Origin of the sequence: Kribbella sancticallisti (assembly GCF_039530625.1) — a bacterium.
Taxonomy (GTDB): Bacteria; Actinomycetota; Actinomycetes; order Propionibacteriales; family Kribbellaceae; genus Kribbella; species Kribbella sancticallisti.
This window is the reverse complement of record NZ_BAAAOS010000017.1, coordinates 158,571-180,774: the sequence shown is the minus strand read 5'-3', so window position 1 is coordinate 180,774 and position 22,204 is coordinate 158,571. Positions and strand designations below refer to the sequence as shown.

The 22,204-nt window shown below is 67.3% G+C and carries 21 protein-coding genes, 2 tRNA genes and 1 pseudogene; 16 read left to right on the top strand and 8 right to left on the bottom strand.

The features are described from left to right. Nucleotides 1–219: 219 nt before the first annotated feature. From yidC to rpmH, 4 genes and pseudogenes are all read right to left on the bottom strand, one after another. Nucleotides 220–1,140, bottom strand: a pseudogene (yidC, locus tag ABD255_RS08510) (membrane protein insertase YidC); the annotation flags it as partial. 66 nt (nucleotides 1,141–1,206) lie between these two features. Next, a complete protein-coding gene (gene yidD / locus ABD255_RS08505) occupies nucleotides 1,207–1,518 on the bottom strand; it encodes a membrane protein insertion efficiency factor YidD (protein ID WP_344211618.1) in 312 nt (103 codons plus the stop codon). After that, nucleotides 1,515–1,877: a ribonuclease P protein component gene (gene rnpA, locus ABD255_RS08500; protein WP_344211616.1), complete on the bottom strand. Its 363-nt coding sequence runs from the start codon at nucleotides 1,875–1,877 to the stop codon at nucleotides 1,515–1,517. The genes yidD and rnpA overlap by 4 nt, the downstream gene beginning before the upstream one ends. Before the next feature lie 30 nt (nucleotides 1,878–1,907). Then, nucleotides 1,908–2,045, bottom strand: coding sequence for a 50S ribosomal protein L34 (rpmH, locus tag ABD255_RS08495; protein ID WP_083933330.1), 138 nt, complete (start codon nucleotides 2,043–2,045; stop codon nucleotides 1,908–1,910). 508 nt (nucleotides 2,046–2,553) lie between these two features. On the opposite strand from rpmH, the gene dnaA reads away from it, so the two are divergent. From dnaA to ABD255_RS08465, 6 genes are all read left to right on the top strand, one after another. After that, a complete protein-coding gene (gene dnaA / locus ABD255_RS08490) occupies nucleotides 2,554–4,299 on the top strand; it encodes a chromosomal replication initiator protein DnaA (protein ID WP_344211614.1) in 1,746 nt (581 codons plus the stop codon). A gap of 511 nt (nucleotides 4,300–4,810) precedes the next feature. Next, nucleotides 4,811–5,956: a DNA polymerase III subunit beta gene (dnaN, locus tag ABD255_RS08485; RefSeq protein ID WP_344211612.1), complete on the top strand. Its 1,146-nt coding sequence runs from the start codon at nucleotides 4,811–4,813 to the stop codon at nucleotides 5,954–5,956. A gap of 37 nt (nucleotides 5,957–5,993) precedes the next feature. Then, nucleotides 5,994–6,911: a phosphogluconate dehydrogenase (NAD(+)-dependent, decarboxylating) gene (gene gnd, locus ABD255_RS08480; protein WP_344211610.1), complete on the top strand. Its 918-nt coding sequence runs from the start codon at nucleotides 5,994–5,996 to the stop codon at nucleotides 6,909–6,911. A gap of 32 nt (nucleotides 6,912–6,943) precedes the next feature. Next, nucleotides 6,944–8,086 (top strand): DNA replication/repair protein RecF, encoded by a 1,143-nt coding sequence (gene recF, locus ABD255_RS08475; RefSeq protein WP_344211608.1) that lies wholly within the window; start codon nucleotides 6,944–6,946, stop codon nucleotides 8,084–8,086. Further along, entirely contained in the window at nucleotides 8,043–8,756 is a 714-nt protein-coding gene (locus ABD255_RS08470) for a DciA family protein (RefSeq protein WP_344211606.1), read from the top strand. Before recF ends, ABD255_RS08470 begins: the two co-directional genes overlap by 44 nt. A gap of 111 nt (nucleotides 8,757–8,867) precedes the next feature. Continuing rightward, the gene (locus ABD255_RS08465; protein WP_344211604.1) at nucleotides 8,868–10,196 is read left to right on the top strand and encodes a hypothetical protein; all 1,329 of its coding nucleotides are present in this window, start codon (nucleotides 8,868–8,870) and stop codon (nucleotides 10,194–10,196) included. Between the two features lie 39 nt (nucleotides 10,197–10,235). Here the strand turns inward: ABD255_RS08465 and ABD255_RS08460 are convergent, their stop codons facing one another. The 3 genes from ABD255_RS08460 to ABD255_RS08450 are packed head-to-tail and all read right to left on the bottom strand — an operon-like array spanning nucleotide 10,236 to nucleotide 12,006. Further along, entirely contained in the window at nucleotides 10,236–10,793 is a 558-nt protein-coding gene (locus ABD255_RS08460; RefSeq protein ID WP_344211602.1) for a hypothetical protein, read from the bottom strand. Further along, a complete protein-coding gene (locus ABD255_RS08455) occupies nucleotides 10,790–11,383 on the bottom strand; it encodes a hypothetical protein (RefSeq protein ID WP_344211600.1) in 594 nt (197 codons plus the stop codon). The genes ABD255_RS08460 and ABD255_RS08455 overlap by 4 nt, the downstream gene beginning before the upstream one ends. Continuing rightward, on the bottom strand, nucleotides 11,380–12,006 hold the full coding sequence (locus tag ABD255_RS08450; RefSeq protein ID WP_344211598.1) for a hypothetical protein: 627 nt from the start codon (nucleotides 12,004–12,006) through the stop codon (nucleotides 11,380–11,382). The genes ABD255_RS08455 and ABD255_RS08450 overlap by 4 nt, the downstream gene beginning before the upstream one ends. Before the next feature lie 270 nt (nucleotides 12,007–12,276). Here ABD255_RS08450 and gyrB point away from each other — a divergent pair, with 270 nt between their 5' ends. From gyrB to ABD255_RS08405, 9 genes are all read left to right on the top strand, one after another. Continuing rightward, nucleotides 12,277–14,355: a DNA topoisomerase (ATP-hydrolyzing) subunit B gene (gyrB, locus tag ABD255_RS08445; protein WP_425554393.1), complete on the top strand. Its 2,079-nt coding sequence runs from the start codon at nucleotides 12,277–12,279 to the stop codon at nucleotides 14,353–14,355. Between the two features lie 144 nt (nucleotides 14,356–14,499). Next, nucleotides 14,500–17,160 (top strand): DNA gyrase subunit A, encoded by a 2,661-nt coding sequence (gyrA, locus tag ABD255_RS08440; RefSeq protein WP_425554398.1) that lies wholly within the window; start codon nucleotides 14,500–14,502, stop codon nucleotides 17,158–17,160. Then, complete coding sequence (locus ABD255_RS08435) at nucleotides 17,160–18,437, top strand: DUF3566 domain-containing protein (RefSeq protein ID WP_344211593.1); 1,278 nt, start codon at nucleotides 17,160–17,162, stop codon at nucleotides 18,435–18,437. Before gyrA ends, ABD255_RS08435 begins: the two co-directional genes overlap by 1 nt. A gap of 105 nt (nucleotides 18,438–18,542) precedes the next feature. After that, nucleotides 18,543–18,616 (top strand) — tRNA-Ile (locus tag ABD255_RS08430). Between the two features lie 32 nt (nucleotides 18,617–18,648). Next, nucleotides 18,649–18,780: a DLW-39 family protein gene (locus tag ABD255_RS08425; RefSeq protein WP_020386709.1), complete on the top strand. Its 132-nt coding sequence runs from the start codon at nucleotides 18,649–18,651 to the stop codon at nucleotides 18,778–18,780. Between the two features lie 10 nt (nucleotides 18,781–18,790). Beyond that, a tRNA-Ala gene (locus tag ABD255_RS08420) sits at nucleotides 18,791–18,866 on the top strand. A gap of 144 nt (nucleotides 18,867–19,010) precedes the next feature. Then, on the top strand, nucleotides 19,011–19,529 hold the full coding sequence (locus ABD255_RS08415; RefSeq protein ID WP_344211591.1) for a PadR family transcriptional regulator: 519 nt from the start codon (nucleotides 19,011–19,013) through the stop codon (nucleotides 19,527–19,529). Nucleotides 19,530–19,555: 26 nt separating this feature from the next. Beyond that, nucleotides 19,556–19,921: a hypothetical protein gene (locus tag ABD255_RS08410; protein ID WP_344211589.1), complete on the top strand. Its 366-nt coding sequence runs from the start codon at nucleotides 19,556–19,558 to the stop codon at nucleotides 19,919–19,921. 227 nt (nucleotides 19,922–20,148) lie between these two features. Then, nucleotides 20,149–20,460, top strand: coding sequence for a VanZ family protein (locus tag ABD255_RS08405; protein WP_344211587.1), 312 nt, complete (start codon nucleotides 20,149–20,151; stop codon nucleotides 20,458–20,460). An 84-nt stretch (nucleotides 20,461–20,544) separates the two neighbouring features. Here the strand turns inward: ABD255_RS08405 and ABD255_RS08400 are convergent, their stop codons facing one another. Then, nucleotides 20,545–21,156, bottom strand: coding sequence for a pentapeptide repeat-containing protein (locus ABD255_RS08400; RefSeq protein WP_344211585.1), 612 nt, complete (start codon nucleotides 21,154–21,156; stop codon nucleotides 20,545–20,547). A 75-nt stretch (nucleotides 21,157–21,231) separates the two neighbouring features. Between ABD255_RS08400 and ABD255_RS08395 the strand changes: the two genes are divergently transcribed. Next, nucleotides 21,232–22,182 (top strand): NAD-dependent epimerase/dehydratase family protein, encoded by a 951-nt coding sequence (locus ABD255_RS08395; RefSeq protein WP_344211583.1) that lies wholly within the window; start codon nucleotides 21,232–21,234, stop codon nucleotides 22,180–22,182. Nucleotides 22,183–22,204 lie beyond the last annotated feature (22 nt).

Genomic DNA, 22,204 nt, shown 5'->3' with positions numbered 1-22,204 from the left:
GCCGGGCTTCTTCTGCGCGGCTTTCTTCTGGGCTGCCTGACGAGCGGCGCGCGACTTCGCGGCCGGCTGGCGCTTGGTGTTGGAGCCCGAGGTCTGCTTCGCGGGCGTCTTCTTCGCGGCCGGCTGCTGCCCGTTGCTGGCCGACTTCGGCGTCGTCTGTCCGTTGCTCGCCGGCGGGTCGCTCGGAGTGGAGCCGGTCGAGGCGGACGGGGCGCCAGTCTTCCGGTTGCTCCGCGACTGGCGCTTCGGCTGCTGCCGGTTGGCCGGGCGGCGGTCGGTCGCGACCGAACCCTCCTCGCCGTCGGCGCCGGCCAGGCCCTCGTCGGCCGGCTTGCCCGCGCGCAGGTTGTGCTCGCGCTTGCGCGCTTCCATCGCGTCGAACGCCGGGGTACCGGGCGCCGGGTTGCGGCGGATCACGTAGAACTGCTGGCCCATCGTCCACACGTTCGAGACGAACCAGTAGATCAGCACACCGATCGGGAAGTTGAAGCCACCGATCAGGAAGAAGATCGGGAAGACGTAGAGCATGATCTTCTGCATCTGCGCCGCCTGGCCCTCGAGGGCCTCCTTCGGCATGTTCTTGCGCATCAGTTGCAGCTGGGTGATGAACATCGTGGCGGTCATCAGGATGATCAGCACCACCGCGACGATCTTGACGTTGGTGGAGCCGTCACCGTTCGCGCGCAGGAAGGTCTGGGAGATCTCGGCACCGAAGATCTTCGCGTGCCGCAGCGAGTCGACGTGCGGGGCGATGAGGCTGCTGTGCGCCTCACCCTTCGACGCGCCGTCGAGCACCCGGAACAGGGCCAGGAAGACCGGCGACTGCAGCAGCAGCGGAAGGCACGAGGAGAACGGGTTGGTACCCGTCTCCTTGTACAGCTTCATCATTTCCTGACCGAGCTTCTCCCGGTCGTGGCCGTACTTCTTCTGCAGCTCCTTCATCTTCGGCTGCAGCAACTGCATGTTCCGGCTGGACCGGATCTGCCGCACGAAGAGCGGGATCAGCAGGGTCCGGATGACGATGGTCAGGCCGGCGATCGACAGCGCCCAGGCCCAGCCGCTGTCCGGATCGAGCACCTGTGACAGCAGCCAGTGCCATCCCACCAGCAGCGCCGACACCGCCCAGTACAGCGGAGTCATGACGGCGTTGAAAACGTCTACGATCCCGTCCCACAACGCGAGTTCGGGGATGGCCAGATGAATCACTCAAGCACCTCGCTGCACAGGCCCGGCGTCGGCTGACGGCCCGGGCTGGTTGGCGGAGACGGCATCTCCGCGCTGGTCGACATCTGTGGGTGGAACGGGGTCGTAGCCGCCGGGGTTCCACGGGTGGCAGCGGGCGAGTCTCCTCGCCGCCAGCCAGGTACCGCGCACCGCGCCGTGGCGTTCGACCGCTTCCAGGGCGTAAGCAGAACAGCTGGGGTAGAACCGGCACACCTGGCCGTACATCGGGCTGACGAACTTCCGGTACAGCTTGAGGAAGCCGATGATCCCGTACTTGACGGGCGCGATCTTCATCGCACATCTTTCAACGGCACCGTCAGAACCCGCCGCAGCGCGCCGTGCACGTCCGCCACCAGCTCGTCGTACGACGCTGCGGCCGACGCGGGCAGGGCCCGAACCACGGTCAGGCTGCCAGGCGGAAGGCTGGGAAGCTGCGCCGCCATCACGGCACGCAGACGGCGGTGGACACGGTTCCGCAGAACCGCATTGCCCACCGCCTTGTTCACCACGAATCCGACACGAGCGGGTTCGTCAGACGAGCCGGACCCCGGCAACAGATGGACCACCACGGCACGCCGCCCCGCACGCCGTCCCATCCGGACGGCGCGACGGAAGTCGTCGGACCGACGCAGCCGGTTCGACGCGGGTAGCACGAGGTGGTCACCGTCGCCAGCTCAACGGCGTCAGGCCGCGAGGCGCTGGCGACCCTTGGCACGACGCGTTGCGAGGATGGCGCGACCGGCGCGGGTCCGCATCCGAAGACGGAAGCCGTGCTTCTTGTGCCGACGACGGTTGTTCGGCTGGAACGTCCTCTTGCTCACTGGAATGACTCCGGTTACTCGAGATCACATTTGTCGACAAATCCACTGATAGATCTGTCCCTGGTACAGGTCCTGCCTACCGTCGGAGAACCTTCGCAGTCACAGAAGGGTCCTGTAGGGAGCGCAGCACGAAACGGCCGGCTCAACACCGACTGATCCACGGTACGTGGCCGCCTGTGGACAGGTCAAACCAGTCGTCCCCATAGTTTTCCACAGGCTTGTGGATGACGGCCCGTCGGCACACCCTGCCAGAGGCTCGTCACAGACTGGTCATCTCGGCTACCAAGCGCGACAATGCGCTGCCCGCACACCACGACTACGCTCCGACGTCTACCCGACACGCCGGAGGTTGCCCCCAATTTAGGCCCCATAGCCTGTGGATGACGGCTTGAAGCAGTGTGGGCGGACTTGTTAGCGTCAGCCCCTCACACCAGAGGTCCCACACCCCCGCGACCGGTAACCAACTAGCTCCGCGCTTCGTTCACAACTGTGGACAACGATGTGGACAATGAGGAAACCGGTTGAGGAGAACAGCTACTGCGACGTGCGGCCGACCGGCGGCACGAGTGGCAGCCGGGTACCGGGCCCAATGGTCGCGTTGCCTCGGGGCGATCCCCGGAGCGCCGGCCACCGCAGCAGAGGATTCGGGGAGCAACGCGTGGTCGAGGACCAGTCCGGCAGTGCGGAACGCAAGGCGGAAGTGAAGGATCTGGACGAAGCCTGGACCAGGGTCCTCGCCGGGCTGCCACCGAACCAGCGGGCCTGGCTGACGAACTCGCGCCCGGTGACGTTGCACGAGAGCACCGCGATCGTCGCGGTCCCCGACGACTTCACCCGGGGCCAGCTCGAGACCCGGCTCCGGCCCGACCTGGAGCGCATCCTCACCGAGAGCTTCGGCCGCGACATCCGGATCGCCGTCACGGTCGACCCATCGCTGGATCCCGAACTCCGCGAACCGGTCGCGCCGGTGCAGCCCGTAGTACAGGAGTCGGCGCCGGCGCTGCAGCCGCCGAGCCACGCTCTGGGTCAGCCGATCCACCAGCCGTTCGGGCAGCCGCATCAGCCGATCCATCAGCAGCCCCTTCACCAGCAACAACCCAGTCACCAGCAGTCGGCCATCGCGCAGCCGGTCCAGGAGACCTCGCGGCCGCTCGGCTCGGTCGCGCCGCCGCCGAACGGTTCCGCTCCGACCCAGCCGGCCACCGAGGCGCAGGGTGAGGCGCGGCTCAACCCGAAGTACACCTTCGAGACCTTCGTCATCGGCAGCTCGAACCGGTTCGCGCACGCCGCGGCCGTCGCGGTCGCCGAAGCGCCGGGCAAGGCGTACAACCCGCAGTTGATCTACGGCGACTCCGGACTGGGCAAGACCCACCTGTTGCACGCGATCGGGCACTACGTCCGCAGTCTCTACACCGGGGCGCGGGTCCGGTACGTGTCCAGCGAAGAGTTCACCAACGACTTCATCAACGCGATTCGCGACGACAAGGCCGCCCAGTTCCAGCGCCGGTACCGCGACGTCGACGTGCTGCTGATCGACGACATCCAGTTCCTGGAAGGCAAGATCCAGACCCAGGAGGAGTTCTTCCACACCTTCAACACGCTGCACAACGCGAACAAGCAGATCGTGATCAGCTCCGACCGGGCGCCGAAACGCCTGGAGGCGCTGGAGGACCGGCTGCGGAACCGGTTCGAGTGGGGCCTGATCACCGACATCCAGCCGCCCGACCTCGAGACCCGGATCGCGATCCTGCGCAAGAAGGCCGCCACCGAGCGGTTGACCGCGCCGCCGGAGGTGCTGGAGTTCATCGCCAGCAAGGTGCAGACGAACATCCGTGAGCTCGAGGGCGCCCTGATCCGGGTCACCGCCTTCGCCAGCCTGAACCGGCAGCCGGTCGATCTGTCCCTGGCCGAGATCGTGCTGAAGGACCTGATCCCCGAAGGCAGCAAGCCCGAGGTGACGGCCAGCATGATCATGGGCCAGACCGCCTCGTACTTCGGGCTCTCGATCGACGACCTGTGCGGATCGAGCCGCAGCCGCGTACTCGTGACGGCTCGGCAGATCGCCATGTACCTGTGCCGCGAACTGACCGACCTGTCGCTGCCGAAGATCGGCCAGCAGTTCGGCGGCCGCGACCACACCACCGTGATGCACGCGGAGCGGAAGATCCGTCAGTTGATGTCGGAGCGGCGCAGCGTCTTCAACCAGGTGACCGAGTTGACCAACCGGATCAAGCACCAGGCCAAGCAGCAATGACGCGACGTGTGACTGCCCTCGAGAGCGTGTACGCCGAGCGCAACGACGCGGTCACACGAACCACACAGGCTGGGGACAGTCCTGTGGATAACTGTGGGTATCTCGGTGGACACTCTCGTCTCGCCTGTGGATCGCCTGTGTGGAGAAAAATCGTCATCACCAGCCGTCCAGAGCTGGCACCGATTTCATCCACAGTCCGTGCACAGGGCGAAACGGCCTCTGACCTGCGATCTCGCCGCTTTTCCACAGTATCCACCGGTGCGAAGAACCCTATGGAATCTGTAAGGAGTTCCCAGTCCACAAAAGGGTCTGGGCGCCCAACCTGGGGAAAACCCCGATTTCGCACCTCCTGCAGACCCCGCTTGCACGACCTGTCAGGCTGTCCTCAGAACCACAGAAAAGACGGGGACGCGACCCGCCCGAACCGCCACGTCAAGCCCGGTTGGCACACATCACATCTGTCCGTGGCAGGATCTGCCTGGCACACAGCCGAATCAGGAGGCACCCAGCGGTGAAGTTTCGCGTCGAGCGCGACGTACTGGCCGAGTCGGTGGCCTGGGCCGCGCGCAGTCTGCCCAGCCGTCCCAGCGTCCCGATCCTTGCCGGCCTTCTCGTCGAAGCGGAGGAAGGGCAGATCACCCTGTCCGGCTTCGACTACGAGACCTCCGTTCGTGTCACCGTGCCCGCGCAGGTGGCGGACACCGGCAAGTGCCTGATCTCCGGCCGGCTCGTCGCCGACATCTCGAAGAGTCTTCCGAACCAGCCCGTGGACGTCGCCGTGGACGGCGCGAAGGCGCAGGTCACCTGCGGCACCTCGCGGTTCACGCTCCAGACGCTTCCCACAGAGGAATATCCGGCTTTGCCCGACCTGCCGGCGGCCAGCGGCACTGTTCGCAGCGACGTTTTCGCCCAGGCTGTCGCTCAGGTGGTCACCGCGGCGGGCCGGGAGGACACCCTTCCGGTACTGACCGGCGTCCGGGTCGAGATCGAGGGTTCGACGATCTCGCTACTGGCCACCGACCGGTACCGCCTGGCGATCCGCGAGCTCGAGTGGAACCCGCAATCCCCAGATGCCTCTGCTGCAGCCCTTATCCCGGCCCGGGTGCTGTCGGAAACCGCGAAAGCGATGACCGGAACCGACATCATCGTCTCTCTGGCCGCCCCTGGCAGCGGTGACGGCATCGTCGGTTTCGAGGGCGAGGTGTCCGGCGGCAACCGGCGGGCCACCACCCGGCTCCTCGACGGCGAGTTCCCGAAGGTTCGCGGCATCATCCCGACCGACGCCGCGATCGCGACCCGGGTCCGGATCGACACCGCCACCCTGGTCGAGGCGGTCAAGCGCGTCGCCCTGGTGGCCGAGCGCAACGCACCGGTCCGGCTGACGTTCTCCGAGGACACCGTGACGCTGGATGCCGGCAGCGGTGACGAGGCCCAGGCGTCGGAGTCGATTGAGGCGCGCGTCGTCGGGGAACCGGTGACCGTGGGGTTCAACCCGACGTACCTGCTCGACGGACTGAACGCGATCGGCACCTCGGTCGCGCACCTGGCGTTCACCCAGGCGACCAAGCCGGCCGAGCTGACCGGCGTGAAGGACTTCGACGGCGACCCGATCAGCGAGTTCCGGTACGTGCTGATGCCGGTTCGCCTGAACAGCTGAAACCCAGGGAAACGCCAACAGAACAAGGGGATTCACGATGGAGCTCGGCCTTGTCGGTCTCGGCAAGATGGGCGGCAACATGCGCGAGCGGATGCGTGCCGCGGGCCTCACAGTGGTCGGTGTCGACCACAACGCGAGCATCTCCGACGCCACCGATCTGACCGACATGGTCGGCAAGCTGACGGCGGCGGACCAGCCGAAGGTGGTCTGGGTGATGGTGCCGGTGCAGGCCATCGACCCGGTGCTGACCGAGTTGGCCGGGTTGCTGTCCGAGGGCGACATCGTGATCGACGGCGGCAACAGCCGCTGGACCGACGACATCCGCCGGGCCGAGCAGTTGGCCGCGAAGGGCATCAAGTTCGTCGACTGCGGTGTCTCCGGTGGCGTCTGGGGTCTGGAGAACGGCTACGCGCTGATGTGCGGCGGAGACGCCGAGGTCATCGCCACGCTGATGCCCATCTTCGAAGCGCTCAAGCCCGAGGGTGACTTCGGCTTCGTGCACGCCGGCAAGGTCGGCGCGGGCCACTTCGCCAAGATGGTCCACAACGGCATCGAGTACGCGATCATGCAGGCCTACGCCGAGGGCTTCGAACTGCTCGAGGCCGCGGACACCGTCGAGAGCGTGCCGGAGGTGTTCGACTCCTGGCGCGAGGGCACCGTGATCCGGTCCTGGCTGCTCGACCTGATGGTGAACGCGCTGCAGGAAGACACCCACCTGGACAAGATCCGCGGCTACGCCGAGGACTCCGGCGAGGGCCGGTGGACCGTCGAGGCCGCGATCCAGCACGCCGTACCGGTGCCGGCCATCGCCGCGTCGCTGTTCGCGCGGTTCGCCTCCCGGCAGGAGGACTCCCCCGCGATGAAGGCGATCGCCGCGATGCGGAACCAGTTCGGCGGCCACGCGGTCAAGGGCGCCGAGGACCCGTCGTACGCGACGCCGCCGGTCAAGCACTAGCCCTCAGGATCCGCCCAGCAGAGGAATTCCAGGTGTTCGTCACCGCTCTCGGTCTGCTCGACTTCCGGTCGTACCAGCAGGCGGAGGTTCAACTCGAAGCGGGCGTGACCGCTTTCGTCGGGCCGAACGGCCAGGGCAAGACCAACCTGGTCGAGGCGATCCACTACACCGCGACGCTCGGCTCGCACCGGGTGGCGAACGACGCGCCCCTGGTCCGGGCCGGTGCGCCACGGGCGATCGTGCGGACCGAGATCCGGTCCGACCACGACCGCGATCTGGTGGTCGAGCTGGAAATCAATCCTGGGAGGGCAAATCGGGCCCGGGTGAACCGTTCGCCGGTCCCCCGGCCCCGGGAAGTGCTCGGACTGCTCCGGACGGTGCTGTTCGCGCCCGAGGATCTCGCCCTGGTGAAGGGCGATCCGTCCGAGCGGCGCCGGTTTCTGGACGAGTTGCTCACTCTGCGGACACCGCGATTCGCCGGCGTCCGGCAGGACTACGACCGGATCCTCAAGCAGCGCAACTCGCTGCTCAAGAGCGCGGCGGTGGCCCGTCGGCAGAACCGTTCGGGTGGCGCCGTGGAGGGACAGTTGCGCACCCTCGAGGTGTGGGACTCGCACCTGGTCAAGACTGGTTCGGAGCTCCTCGCGGCCAGGCTCGACCTGCTGGAATCCCTTCGCCCGTTGATCTCCGGCTCGTACGATGCTGTTGCCCGAGGCAAGGGTGATGCCCGGCTGGAGTACAAGTCGTCGGTACCGCTGGAGCCCGGGGTGGCCAGTCGGGACCAGCTCGCCGAGGTGCTGCAAACCGCAGTACGGGATCGGCGGACCGACGAGCTCGAGCGCGGGGTCTCGCTGGTCGGGCCGCACCGCGACGACGTCGTACTCGGACTCGGGGACTTGCCCGCGAAGGGGTATGCGAGTCACGGTGAGTCCTGGTCGTTCGCGCTCGCGCTGCGGCTGGCGTCGTACGAGTTGCTCAGGTCGGACGGGGGTGAGCCGGTGTTGATCCTGGACGACGTGTTCGCCGAGCTCGACACGAGCCGCCGCGACCGGCTGGCCGAACTGGTCGCCCCGGCCGAGCAGGTCCTCGTCACCGCCGCGGTCGGCGCCGACGTACCGGCGGAGTTGAGCGGTGCCCGGTTCGACGTCGGCGACGGAGCGGTACGCCGTGCCTGAGGACGGGGATCTCCGTCCGGACGCGGACCTGCTCGGCGGGTTCGGAGCGCAGCCACTGCCCGACCGACCCGAGCCGAAACCGCGCGCGGAGCCGGTCCGGAGCGAGCCGAAACCCCGGAATTCCTCTGACAGCGGCTTCGAGAGCGAGGTCGTCGAGGCTCCGTCGAGCGAAAAGGAGCACGACAAGCAGGGCCTGGATCTGGCGAAATCGCTCGCCGGGCGACTCAAGGGCATGAGTCCGGTCAAGCCTGTCAAGAAGACCCGCCGTCGTCGCCCGAGCGGATCGCACGTCAGCAGTGCCCGACCGGACGATCGCGATCCCCAGTTGCTGACGAACACCCTCGGCCGGCTGATGCGCGAGCAGGGCTGGGAGGTCGACGTCGCGGTGCACGGCGTGATGGCGCGGTGGCCGTCGATCGTCGGTCCCGAGATGGCGTCGCACTGCAAGCCCGAGAGCTACCAGGACACCGAGCTCACCGTCCGCACCGACTCCACCGCCTGGGCGACGCAGGTCCGGCTGCTCGCGCCCGACCTGGTCCGCCGGCTGAACGCCGAACTCGGCGACGGCACAGTCACGAGGGTCAAGGTCGAAGGGCCGAACGCCCCGAGTTGGCGCAAGGGCCCGCGCACGGTCCGCGGCGGCAGAGGTCCTCGCGACACCTACGGCTGAGCACGCCGAAGAGTTACTCTCAGTAGCAATCCGACGACAAATCGGCATGAGGCTTCCCGGGTGGTTGGCGGTGCCTTGCTGGACCCTGGCGGTCCCCTAGGATCGCGCCTGATGGATACGATCGTTGACGGTTTCCGCGAGATGGTCCGCCTCATCGCCGACACGTTTCGGCTGTGGTGGCGGAACCTGCTGCCGCTGGTCACCTGGTTCCTGGCCGGGTACGTCGGCTTCCGGGCGTCCATCATCGGCGCCATCTGGCTGTCCGAGCATCAGCACTCGAGTCTGGGCGTCGGCGTGTTCTCCGCCGGCGTGCTGATCCAGATCGCCGCCTACGTCGGCATGATCCGGACCTGCGCGACCTCGCTGTACCGCTGGCGGGACGCGGCCAGCAACAAGGCCGAGGAGACCTCCGACCCGACTCAGCAAGGCTTGATGGAGTTGCTGGCCGTCACCTTGCTGCCGCTGGTCGCGGTCTGGTCCGCGTGGGGCTTCCTGGACGACCGGGTCTCCGAGTTGAGCGTCAGCAACCTGGTCCAGCGCGGAACCCAGCCGGGCTCCAGCTTCTTCGAACTGGGCAACAACGCCTGGCGCGCCTACCTGCCGGCCATCGTGATCCTGCTCGTACTGCGCCGCGTGGTCGAGGCGGTCGACGACCGCTGGCCGAGCCGGCCGGGCAAGTTCATCCAGGTCTGGGCCGAGGCCTTCTTCCTCCTGCTCACCGTGGTCGTCACCCCGTACGCCGTCGCCGATCTCAAGAACTGGTTCCAGGATCGGACCATCTGGTACGTCTCGGTCGACTGGTGGGAGGGGCTGAAGGACTTCTTCGCCGGCATCAACGTCCCGATCCCGGCTGGCATCGAGTTCCTCTGGGGCTTCTTCTGGGAGAGCCTCTGGCCGCTGTTCAAGCTGGGCGTCGCGGAACCGCTGACCTGGCTGGCGATCACCACCGTCGTCTTCGGGCACCGGGTCCTCAGCAGTGGCGGGGTCTTCCGCGGCACCCGGCTCGAGCGTCGCCTCGGCGCACAGCCGGTCGAGCAGGCCGAGGCCAAGCCGAACCGGCTGGTGAACCTGACCAACCGGGCCCCGAACCTGGTGCTGGGCGGGATCCGGGAGAAGTTCTACCCGACCCTGAACGCGTTCCGGCTGCTGGTCCGGGTCGGGCCGGTCTTCCTCGGTGTGGTCTGCATGGTCTACACGTTCTGGGTGCTCAGCGACGAATGGGCGTTCATCACGCTGCAGCGGCTGATCGGCGACCACGGCGAGCGCTGGGGCCTGATGAACCACGAGATCGCGACAGGCGCCCGGGACGTGGTGTTCGAGACGCTCCGGATCGCCTTGCTGGCGGCGGCGTTCGACCTGTGCATCTCGGTGGGCGCCGAGCGTCGCGCCGAGGCCGCGGCGGCCGAGAAGGCCGAGCAGGAGCGCACCGCGGCGGTCTGAACCCCCGGAACCTCGGCGCCCGTACTCCGGTACGCCGGGTCAGCGGGTGATCAGAACCCGGCGGCGTTCTTCGAGGTTCTCCACCTGGATCCCGCTGATGTGCGCCACCGCCGACTGCGGGATCACGAAGATCTGCGCCACCTCGCCCGGCTTGTTCCGGGTGAACGGGTGGTCCTCGTCGCCGCAGTACGTCGGCAGGGCGAAGCCGTACGCGCTCTGGCCCTTCCACACGTTGCCCCGGTCGTCGCGGAGCCGGGCCTCGCAGGAGAACCCGTTCGAGTTCATCTTCAGCCCGTCGCGCGGGGTGATCGCGATCCTCGCCACGACCACCACCGAGCCGGCCGGCTGGTCCATCGAGATCGGCTTCTTCTCCGCGTCCACCAGTTGGGTCCAGGGCTGCAGCGCCTCGAGCTTCCACTCGACGTTGCCGATCGTCACCGGCCCACCGGTGACCACCTCGGTGATGGCGCCCTCGTTGTAGATCCGTTCCTCGTCGCCGAGGTAGGTGCGCAGCAGCAGGAAGGCAGCGGTCGACAGCAGCGCGAGCAGCAGGGCGATCTGGGCGGTCAGCCGGACCGCGCGGTGCGAGACATTCATTCGGCGACCCGGGTGACGGATTTGGGGAGCACGTACTCGGCGTCGGCCTTGTCGATGTGCTGCTGGGCGATCGTCTCGTCCGGCACGCCGAGGTCGACCGCGAGGTCTTCTGCCAGCACGGTGAAGAACCGGATCGTCCTGACCTTCAGGGTCAGTCCGGAAAGATCCGCCGGGTTCACCTCGAAGACCAGCGCACCGGTCTTGCCGAAGCCCGGTTCGGCGAAGTCGAACCCGTCGGCGATCACCTGCGCGACCGGCGCGTAGACGCTGCCGCCGTCGGCGACCAGGGTGGCGTCGTTGCTCGGGGGGTCCGGGGTGCCGCGAACGGTGTCGTACTCGATCGCGACGAAGATCCCGTTGCTCTCGACCACGTCCTCGTCACTCTCGCGGGCCCGGAGCGACTTGACGAACTTCATCCGGGTCACGGTGACCTGGGAGCCGCCGTAGGTCAGCGTCTCCCCGATGGTGCCGTGCACGATAGCTCGGTTGTCCTCTCCGTAAACCTGGTCCGGGGCAGCGAGCCGAGTCAGGCCGCCGAGCAGGACGAACAGCACGCCGACGGTCACGGTGGCCGGCCGATACAGCTTCACTTGGTCTCCGTAACGGTCGTGGCCGGGACCCGGACCACGGCGGTCGGCTCCTCGAGGTGCCAGTACGGCTTCTCCGACGCACCGAGCAAGCCGTTGTCCGACTCGTACTTCTCGCCCAGGACGCCGAACTCGAGCGTCTCGCCGGTGAAGTCGGCCGGTACCTCGAACTTCGCGGTGCAGGTCTCGGCCGGCAGTCCGTAGACGAAGACGTAGTTGAGTTCGCCGCGGCAGGTCGCCCCGTTCGACTCGATCGGGTCCTGGCCGCCGCCGGGCACCAGTACCAGGAACTTGCCCTGCAGCGAGTCGCTCTCCTGCTCCTCGGAGTCGATGTTCTTGACTTCCATCTTCAGCTCGACCCGGGTCTCGGCGGGCTGGGTGGAGGTCTTCGGCCGGCGGATGATCTCGGCGGTGGAGAAGCCGAACTCGTACCGGCCGGCCTCCACCGTCACCGGTGCGGTGAGCGTTTCGACCGTGCGGCCCTTCTTCTCCTTCCACCCGCCGGTGGCCAGGATGATCAGCGCCGCGACGACCACCAGGGCGAGGGCGATCACCCATTTACGGCGATGCCGGTGGATCACCCGGTCGGCGATCATGGCGTCGATGACGTCGTCGAGACTCTCCACGGCAGCGATCCTAAGGGGCGCCGGGTCCGGCGCCGGTGTTCCGGGCGACGGACAGTCAGGGGCGATCCAGCCAGAAGCCACTGAGCGGCCGTGAGCGCTTTGTGGGACCCCACCCGCGATAGGGGACATGACTCGGTGGCCGAAAAGACGCCCTGACCCGAGTTTCGGGCGCCTCATGGCAGGTTCTGCTTCGGTCGGCAGGTAGACTGGGACCTACGAGAGAGCCGCTCTGCTGGATAACACAGTAGGGGCGGCTTCCATTGTGCATCGATGCCCCGGGGACTCGGGGTCCGAGGAGGACAACAGCCGGTGACCGACGAGCCGACCGAGATCGACGAAACAACGTCCGCCGACAGCACCGGCATCGAAGAAGTACCTCTCAGCGAGATCCAGTCCAGCGCCGTCGAGAAGGAATACGACGCGAGCGCGATCCAGGTCCTCGAAGGCCTCGACGCGGTGCGCAAGCGGCCGGGCATGTACATCGGGTCCACCGGTGAGCGGGGTCTGCACCACCTCGTCACCGAGGTCGTCGACAACGCGGTAGACGAGGCGCTGGCCGGATACTGCGACAAGATCGTGGTCACCCTGCTGCCGGACGGCGCCGTCCGCGTCGTCGACAACGGCCGTGGCATCCCCGTCGACATCGTCGAGTCCGAGGGCAAGCCGGCCGTCACCGTCGTGCTGACCGTCCTGCACGCCGGCGGAAAGTTCGGCGGCGGCGGGTACAAGGTCTCCGGTGGTCTGCACGGCGTCGGCGTCTCGGTCGTGAACGCGCTGTCCGACCGGCTCCGGGTGGACGTCCGCAAGAACGGCAAGGCCTACACCCAGTCCTTCACCGTCGGCGTCCCGGACGCGGACCTGGCCGAGGTCGGTACGTCGGACGCCAACGGCACCACGATCACCTTCTGGCCGAGCCCGGGCGTCTTCGAGTCCACGACGTTCTCCTACGAGACGCTGTCCACCCGCTTCCGCGAGTACGCGTTCCTGAACAAGGGCCTCGAACTCGTCATCCGCGACGAGCGCACCGACTCCACCGAGGACGGCGAGCCGGTCGAGCAGTCGTTCAAGTACGACGACGGCCTGGTCGACTACGTCAAGTACCTGACCGGGATCCGCGAGACGGTGCACCGCGACGTGATCGCCTTCGAGGCGGCCCAGGGCGACAACTCGCTCAGCCTGGAGGTCGCGATGCAGTGGAGCGGCTCGTTCCAGGAGTCCGTGCACACCTTCGCGAACACGATCAACACCCACGAGGGCGGCACCCACGAAGAGGGCTTCCGGGCCGCGCTCACCTCGCTGGTCAACTCGTTCGGCGAGGACCAGGGGATGATCAAGAAGAAGGAGGACAGGCTCACCGGTGACGACATCCGGGAGGGCCTGACCGCGATCATCTCGGTCAAGCTGGGCGAGCCGCAGTTCGAGGGCCAGACGAAGACCAAGCTCGGCAACACCGAGGTGAAGGGCTTCGTCCAGCGGGTCGTGAACGACCGGCTGGGTGCCTGGTTCGAGCAGAACCCGCAGGAGGGCCGCGAGATCATCCGCAAGGCCACCGCGGCCGCGAGTGCCCGGATCGCCGCCCGCAAGGCGCGCGACCTGGCCCGCAACCGCAAGGGTCTGCTGGGCGGCGGCGGGCTGCCGGGCAAGCTGTCCGACTGCCAGTCGACGAACCCGGAGGAGTGCGAGGTCTACATCGTCGAGGGTGACTCGGCCGGTGGCTCCGCGAAGGGTGGGCGCGACCCGAAGTTCCAGGCCATCCTGCCGATCCGCGGCAAGATCCTGAACGTCGAGAAGGCCCGGATCGACAAGGTGCTGCAGAACAACGAGGTCCAGGCGATCATCTCCGCCCTCGGCACCGGTATCCACGAGGACTTCGACGAGGAGAAACTCCGGTACCACAAGATCGTGATCATGGCCGACGCCGACGTCGACGGCCAGCACATCCGGACGCTGCTGCTCACCCTGCTGTTCCGCTTCATGCGGCCGCTGATCGAGCGCGGCCGGGTGTACGCCGCGCAGCCGCCGCTGTACAAGATCCGCTGGAGCAACTCGGCGCACGAGTTGGCCTACACCGAGCGGGAGAAGGACGGCCTGATGGCGGCCGGCTTCGAGGCAGGCAAGAAGCTGCCGAAGGAGAACGGCACCCAGCGGTACAAGGGTCTGGGTGAGATGAACGCCCAGGAGTTGTGGGAGACCACGATGGACCCGGCGAACCGGGTGCTGCTGCAGATCACCCTGGACGACGCAGCCCGGGCCGACGAGACCTTCGCGACCCTGATGGGCGACGACATCGAGGCTCGTCGCAACTTCATCCAGCGCAACGCCAAGGACGTTCGGTTCCTTGATATCTGAGGGTCGCCCGGGTTCTGCCCGGGCGAACTCCTCGCAGCGCCGACCTCACCGACGTACTGAAACGAACGGGACGATCACCAGATGACCGAGACCCCCATTTCTCCGGGACACGACCGGATCGAGCCGCTCGATCTGCAGACGGAGATGCAGCAGTCGTACCTCGACTATGCGATGGCCGTCATCGTCGGCCGCGCACTGCCGGAGGTGCGTGACGGCCTGAAGCCGGTGCACCGCCGCATCCTCTACGCGATGTACGACGGCGGTTATCGCCCGGACCGGGGATTCTCGAAGTGCTCGCGCGTCGTCGGTGACGTGATGGGTCAGTACCACCCGCACGGTGACTCCGCGATCTACGACACCCTGGTGCGGCTGGCGCAGCCGTGGGTGATGCGCGCGCCGATGATCCAGGGCCAGGGCAACTTCGGCTCGCCGGGTAACGACCCGGCCGCCGCGATGCGGTACACCGAGTGCCGGCTGGCTCCGCTGGCGATGGAGATGGTGCGCGACATCGACCAGGAGACGGTCGACTTCCGCCCCAACTACGACGGCCGCTCGCAGGAGCCGGTGATCCTGCCCAGCCGCTTCCCGAACCTGCTGGTGAACGGCTCGGCCGGCATCGCGGTCGGGATGGCGACCCAGATCCCGCCGCACAACCTGCGCGAGGTCGCCGCCGCGGCGCAGTGGTGCCTGGAGCACCCGGACGCCAGCCAGGAAGAGGTCCTGGCGGCGTGCATGGAGAACATCAAGGGCCCGGACTTCCCGAACGGCGCCCTGATCGTCGGCTACAAGGGCATCGACGACGCCTATCGCACCGGCCGTGGCTCGGTCACGATGCGCGCGGTGGTCGACATCGAAGAGGACGCCAAGGGCCGTACCAGCCTGGTCATCACCCAGTTGCCGTACATGGTCAACCCGGACAACCTCGCGCAGAAGATCGCCGAACTGGTCAACACCGGCAAGATGAACGGCATCGCCGACATCCGCGACGACACCTCGTCCCGGACCGGCCAGCGCCTGGTGATCGTGCTGAAGCGGGACGCGCAGCCGCGCGTAGTACTGAACAACCTCTACAAGCACACCCAGTTGCAGGACACCTTCGGCTGCAACATGCTCGCCCTGGTCGACGGCGTACCGCGCACGCTCAGCGTGGACCTGTTCATCACGCACTGGATCGACCACCAGATCGAGGTCATCCAGCGCCGGACCCGCTACCGCCTCCGCGAGGCCGAGAAGCAGGCCCACATCTACCGCGGTCTGGTCAAGGCGCTCGACGCGCTGGACGAGGTCATCGCGCTGATCCGCCGCAGCCCGGACGTCGAGGAAGCCCGCAGCGGGCTGATCTCGCTGCTGGAGATCGACGAGATCCAGGCGCAGGCGATCCTGGACATGCAGCTGCGCCGGCTGGCCGCCCTGGAGCGGCAGAAGATCGTCGACCGGCTGAACGAGCTCGAGGTCGTCATCGCCGACCTCGAGGACATCCTGGCCGACCCGGTCCGGCAGCGGACGATCATCCGCGACGAGCTGGCCGAGATCGTCGAGCGCTACGGCGACGAGCGGCGGACCGAGATCATCGCGGCCGACGGCGATCTGTCCGTCCAGGACCTGGTCCCGGACGAGGAAGTGGTCGTCACGATCACCCGCGGCGGCTACGCGAAGCGCACCAAGACCGACCTGTACCGGACCCAGAATCGCGGCGGCAAGGGAGTCCGTGGTGCCACGATGCGGGCCGAGGACGAGATCGGCCACTTCTTCGCCACCACGAACCACCACTGGATGCTGTTCTTCACCACCAAGGGCCGGGTCTACCGGGCCAAGGTCTGGCAGCTGCCGGAGTCCGCGCGCGACGCCAAGGGCTCGCACGTGGCCGGGCTGCTGTCGTTCCAGCCGGACGAGGAGATCGCGCAGGTCCTGACGCTGCGGGACTACGAGCAGTCGCCGTACCTGCTGCTGGCCACCAGGCGCGGCCTGGTGAAGAAGACGGCGCTGACCGACTACGACTCGGCCCGTCAGAGCGGCATCATCGCGGTCAACTTCCGCGAGGACGACGACGAACTGATCGGTGCGGAGCTCGCCTCGGCCGAGGACGACCTGATGCTGGTGTCCAGGAAGGGCCAGTCGATCCGCTTCACCGCGAACGACGAGCAGTTGCGGCCGATGGGCCGGGCCACCTCCGGTGTCACCGGGATGAAGTTCCGCAACGGCGACGAGCTGCTGTCGATGGCGGTGATCCGGGCCGGCTCGGAGGAGGACGCGCAGTACGTCTTCACCGTGACGGACGCCGGCTACGCCAAGCGCAGCCGGGTCTCGGAGTACCGGCAGCAGGGTCGTGGCGGTCTGGGCATCAAGGCGGTCAAGCTGAACGACGAGCGCGGTTCGCTGGTCGGTGCGCTGATCGTCGTCGACTCCGACCAGGTGCTCGCGATCAAGAACAGCGGCCAGGTGGTCCGGAGCCGGGTGGACAGCGTTCCGGTCAAGGGCCGCGACACGATGGGGGTTAAGTTCGCCGGAGTCGGGGAATCGGATGCTGTGGTCGCGATCGCCCGCAACACCGATCTGACCGTGGCCGACGAGCTGGACGCCGCGGCCGGCACCGATGCGGTGGTGGCCGACGGAGTCGTGGTCGACGAGGCCGGCGGCCTGGACGGTGTGGTGATCGACAGCGGTGAGGTCGACGGTGCCCAGGATGTGGACGCATCGACAACCGAACCCCCCTCTGGAAGCGTCAGGAATGATGACCAGCATTCGACTGACGTTGAGGACGCGGCTACGGTCGAAGACGACGAAGCCGGCCAGGAGGGCACCTGATGACCAACCGCGCGAGGCCGACCTGGCCTGATGGGGCGGACGGCAGCAAATCCCAGCGGCCGCAAGGCGGCGCCGGGAAGAGCCAGTCCTCCCCACCGGCTACCCCGGCCTCCAACGGTCGTAGCAACGGCAACCAACCCCGGCCCGGTACTGCGAACGCCCAGCAGCCCGGCGACTCTCGTCAGCAGCCCCGCCAGGGTGCCCCGGCGAACCAGCCGGGAGGTTCCACGAACAAGCCGGTGCGGCCGCCTCAGCAGCCGCCGGTCCGGCCTGTGCCCAAGCAGACACCGCCCGGCCGCCCGAGCGGGCCTGGCGCGAGCAACCCGGCGCGTCCTGCTCCTGCCAGCCCGAGTACTCCGGGTCGGCCGGAGCCCCGTCTCCCCGGTGGCCAGAAGCCCGCACCCGGAGGCGTCGGCCAGCCCGCGCCCTCGGCGTACGGGCAGACCTCGACGCCGTCCAGCGCGCCTAAGCCGTCTAGTTCCGAGTCCTTTGGGGACAAGTTGAACGCGGCTAAGCAGGCGGTGCTGGACAAGGCGGGAGCACTCAAGGACGCTGCGACCGGCACCGAGAGCAAGGCGCGGACTGAGAGCGACGCCAAGACCGGCCTGGCCGGCAAGAGCAGCAGTTACGGCGCGGATGCGAAGACCGGTTACGGCACTGACGCCAAGACTGGCTACGGAGCCGACGCCAAGACTGGCTATGGCGTAGATGCCAAGACTGGCTACGGCGTAGATGCCAAGTCGGGTTATGGCGTTGACGCCAAGACCGGGCCTGGTCCGGAGGCCAAGAGCGGCTACGGCGCCGAAACGAAGGTGGCCTACGTCTCCGAGGGCAAGAAGCCCTATGGCAAGGAGGGCAAGGCGGCGACGAGCACCGAGCCCGCTGCCAAGGCCTCATCCCGTCCGCAGACCCGCAAGGCCCGGCTGCGGCTGTCGCGGCTGGACCCGTGGTCGGTGATGAAGACCGCCTTCCTGCTGTCGATCGCCTTCGGCATCGTCACCTGGGTCGCGGTGTTCATCGTCTGGTCCGCGATCGGCGCGGCCGGCGTCTTCGAGAACATCAACAACACGGTGACCGAGGTGCTGGGCACTCCGGCGGCCGAACCGTTCCGGATCGAGAACTACATCAACACCGGCAAGGTGATGGGATTCACCACCCTGCTGGCCTGTGCCGATGTGCTGATCATCACGGCGCTGGCGACGCTGGGTTCGTTCCTCTACAACATCGCGGCCACCCTGCTGGGCGGCCTCGAAGTGACGCTGGCCTCGGAGGACTGAGGCTGTTCGTCGCGTCCGATCGGGCCGGAATCCGGCCCGATCGGAACCGGTTTGGGAGACAGGGCCGGAGTGCGGTAATCTCTCCCGGGTTCGACCCCGCGATGCGGGCCTATAGCTCAGTTGGTTAGAGCGCTGCCCTGATAAGGCAGAGGTCACTGGTTCAAATCCAGTTAGGCCCACCCCGATCGACCTCGATCCAAGGAGATCCCCGATGCTGAAGAAGGTTCTGCTGGTCCTGCTGGCCAGCGTCGGCGGATACTTCGTCTACAAGAAGACCCAGCAGTCCCGCGCCGAGCAGGACCTCTGGGCCGAGGCCGTCGACCCGGTCACCCCGGGCCGCTGACCACCCCCACGGGGGCGTAGCTCAACTGGCAGAGCACTGCCTTTGCAAGGCAGGGGTTAGGGGTTCGAGTCCCCTCGTCTCCACCATCTTCTGAACGTTTGGCTGAAGCCTGAGTCCGCGGCCGGCCGGTTCTCGCGAGTAGCAATCAGCGTGGACTCTTTGTGGGCTGTACTCTCTAATAGATATATCTAGTAGAGAGGATTGTCGTGGCGCGGGCTAGTCAGACTCATATGGCGGTGCTGGGGGCGTTGAGCATTGAGCCGATGACGGGGTATGCGTTGCGGGAGACGATTCGGGATGTGCTCGGGCACTTCTGGAGTGAGAGTTTCGGGCAGATCTATCCCGCGCTCGCGGAGTTGGAGCGGCTGGAGTTGGTGGAGCGGAGTGGGTCGGCCAAGGCTGGGTCGTCGACGTTCACCATTACCGCGGCGGGGAGGCGGCGGCTTCGGGAGTTGCTGGGAGAGCCGGTTCAGGTGGCGCCGGCGCGTAATGGGCTGATGTTGCGGCTGTTCTTTGGGCGCACGCTGGGCGTGGAGGCGTGCCGGGAGCTTGTGGTCGCGGCCGAGGCTGATGCGCAGCGGCGGCTGCTCGAGTTTGATGCGCTGGCCGTGCAGGTTGCCGGTGAGACGCAGCACGCGGCCGATGAACCCTTCTGGCAGTTGACGATCTCAGCGGGTCGGCATAGTGCTCAGGCGACGATCGCGTGGGCGCAGGAATGCCTTGCGGCACTCGATGAGGTCGCGCGGTGAACTGGAGTTCAGGGCAGGTCCCGGCGATGGCTGCGGCCGTTGGGTTGATCGGTGTCTCGTTGTTCCAAGTTGCCATTGTGTTGGGGGCGCCTGTGGGGCGAGCCTCCTGGGGCGGTACGCACGTGGGTCAGTTGCCGGCTGGGCTGAGGATTGCGAGTGCTGTCGCCGTGTTCTTCTGGATCGGGGCAGCGCTGGTCGTACTCCGTCGAGGCGGGTGGGGACTGCTCGCGGTGCCCGAGGGGCTGGCTCGCTGGGGTACCTGGGCGCTTTTCGGGCTCCTGCTCCTCAGTGCGCTGCTGAATGTCGCGTCCTCGAGCGCCTGGGAGCGGTTCTTCTGGGCACCCTACGTGCTGGCCCTCGCCGTTCTCTGCTTCTTGACGGCTCGAAGATGACTAAGCGTGACAGGTTGGTACGGATTGTCACGATGGGCTCACTGTTTGTTTGCGGGTGCGTGCAGATGTCCGGAGTGATCTAGCGGTCGGTGGGAGTGGACGCGGAGTCTCTGTTGAGGAAGACATCGGGTCGACCACGGAGGTTCCGGACGCGTGCTCGAGACCTATCGCGGTATCCCACATCTGCTGGACACCTGGATCGTGCTGACCGGGAGGGGGTCCGCGGGATGCAACTGACGACGACCGGCGGCCTCACTTCGCAGCAAGGGCTGCTGAACGTGCTGCTGTTCATCCCCGCCGCAGTCCTGATCACGCTGACGAGCGGCCGCACGGCGGATGGCATCACCACGGGGATCGGCTTGTCCGCGGCGGTCGAAGCGATGCAGGCGATGGTGCCGCACCTCGCTCGGTCGTGCCAGTTGCACGACCTGATCGCGAACTCGCTGGGCGCCTTCGTAGGCGTCGGCCTGGCTGCGGGACTGCTGGTCGCCCTCCGTACGGCGATCCGCCCGGGCAGGCCGCTCGTAAGGGTGTGGTGAGGGCTGGATGGTTTTCCACAGGTTGTGGATGAATCGGGGGATGACGGGTCACGGGCCTGCAGATATCCACAGCGTGTGGCTGGGTCAGGGGCGTACTTCGAGGCCCAGGGAGGTGGTGATCACCATCGCCTGGGTCAGGTCGACGATGGCGTTCTTGAGCTCGACCGTGTGCGGATCGAGCGTCGACAGGTCGGAGCCGCGCAGGTCGACGCCGGTGAGGTCAGCGTGGTGGAGCCAGGCGCCGGACAGGTCCGCGTCGCGTAGTGCGGCCTTGGCGGCGCGGAGTCCGGTCAGGTCGGCCTCGCGCAGTTTGGTCCCGGTCATTTCGACGCCGCGCAGGTCGGCGCCGGGAAGGCCGACGAACGACCAGTCGCCGCCCTCGACCTTCATCAGGTTGTAGGAGCAGTCGTCGAACATGCTGCCCATCAACTTGCACCGCGTGAAGGTGGTGTCGAAGAACGAGCACCGGACGAACGTGCAGTTCACGAAGGCGGCATCGACGTGCACGGAGGCGTTGAACCGGACGCCGCGGAAGGTGCACTCCTCGAAGACGCCGCCCCGGTTCGTCACCTCGGTCAGGTCGGAGTCGATGAACAGCACCCGGGTGAAGGTCTGCCCGGACGGATCCGCGTCGTCCCAGTCCCGCACGGTGGACTCGGTCTTCGGCGCGGGTCGGCCCTCTTTACGGTCAGCCACGGCACTCCTCTCGGTTCACCTGCAGTGTGCCCGCACCGACCGACAATGTTCACCGCGAGCGGGAGGATGAGGAGCGTGACCGCAACAGAACGGGTGATGGTGTTCGGCGCCGGCGGCTTCCTCGGTACTGCGATCTGCCGGCTGCTGGCCGACCGCGGCATCGAGCACCGGGGCATGACCAGAAGCACGGGCGACCCGCATCGGCGGTTCGATCTCGCCACCGGGCACTGCTACGCGCTCGACACACTGCTCTGCATGTACAAGCCGACCGTGATCGTGAACGCGGCCGCGGCGAGCCACGGCGACACCCTGGAGCTCACCCGCGGCAACGTGGTCGCGGTCCAGGCGCTGCTCGCGTCGATGAACGGCTACGCGAACAACGCGCGGTTCGTCCAGCTCGGCTCGGCGGCCGAGTACGGCGGGGCACCACAAGGGACGAGCCAGGACGAGCAGGCGGAGCTTCGCCCGGGATCGGCGTACGGGTACACCAAGCTGGCCGGCTCCGAGCTCGTACTGCGGGCTCAGCGCAACGGCGCGGACGCAGTCGTACTGCGCGCCTTCGACGTCACCGGACCTGGTTCACCGACGAGCTCACTGGCCGGGCGGGTGGTCCGCCAGCTCGGCACGACGGACCAGATACGGCTGGGGTCGCTCGAGGTCTGGCGGGATTATGTCGACGTGCGGGACGTCGCGGAGGCGGTGGTCGCGGTGGCGACGGCGGACGGCAAGCTACCGCCGATCCTCAACGTGGGCAGCGGCAAGGGCACGCTCGCGCGCGAAGTTGTCCACAGGCTGGTGGAGTTGAGCGGGGCGACTGCGAGGATCGTCGAAGGCTCGGGGCATGCCGATCAGGCGGACAATGTGTCCTGGCAACAGGCCGACACCCGGCTGATCGCCGATCGCCTCGGCTGGTCCGCCAGTATTTCGCTGGACAAGTCCCTCGCAGATACCTGGGCCGCCCGATCCACGAGCGACCCGACCAGCGAAATGACCACACAGCCGACCCTGACCGCGCAGCCCACCTGACCGGTCGGCCCACCCGACCCCT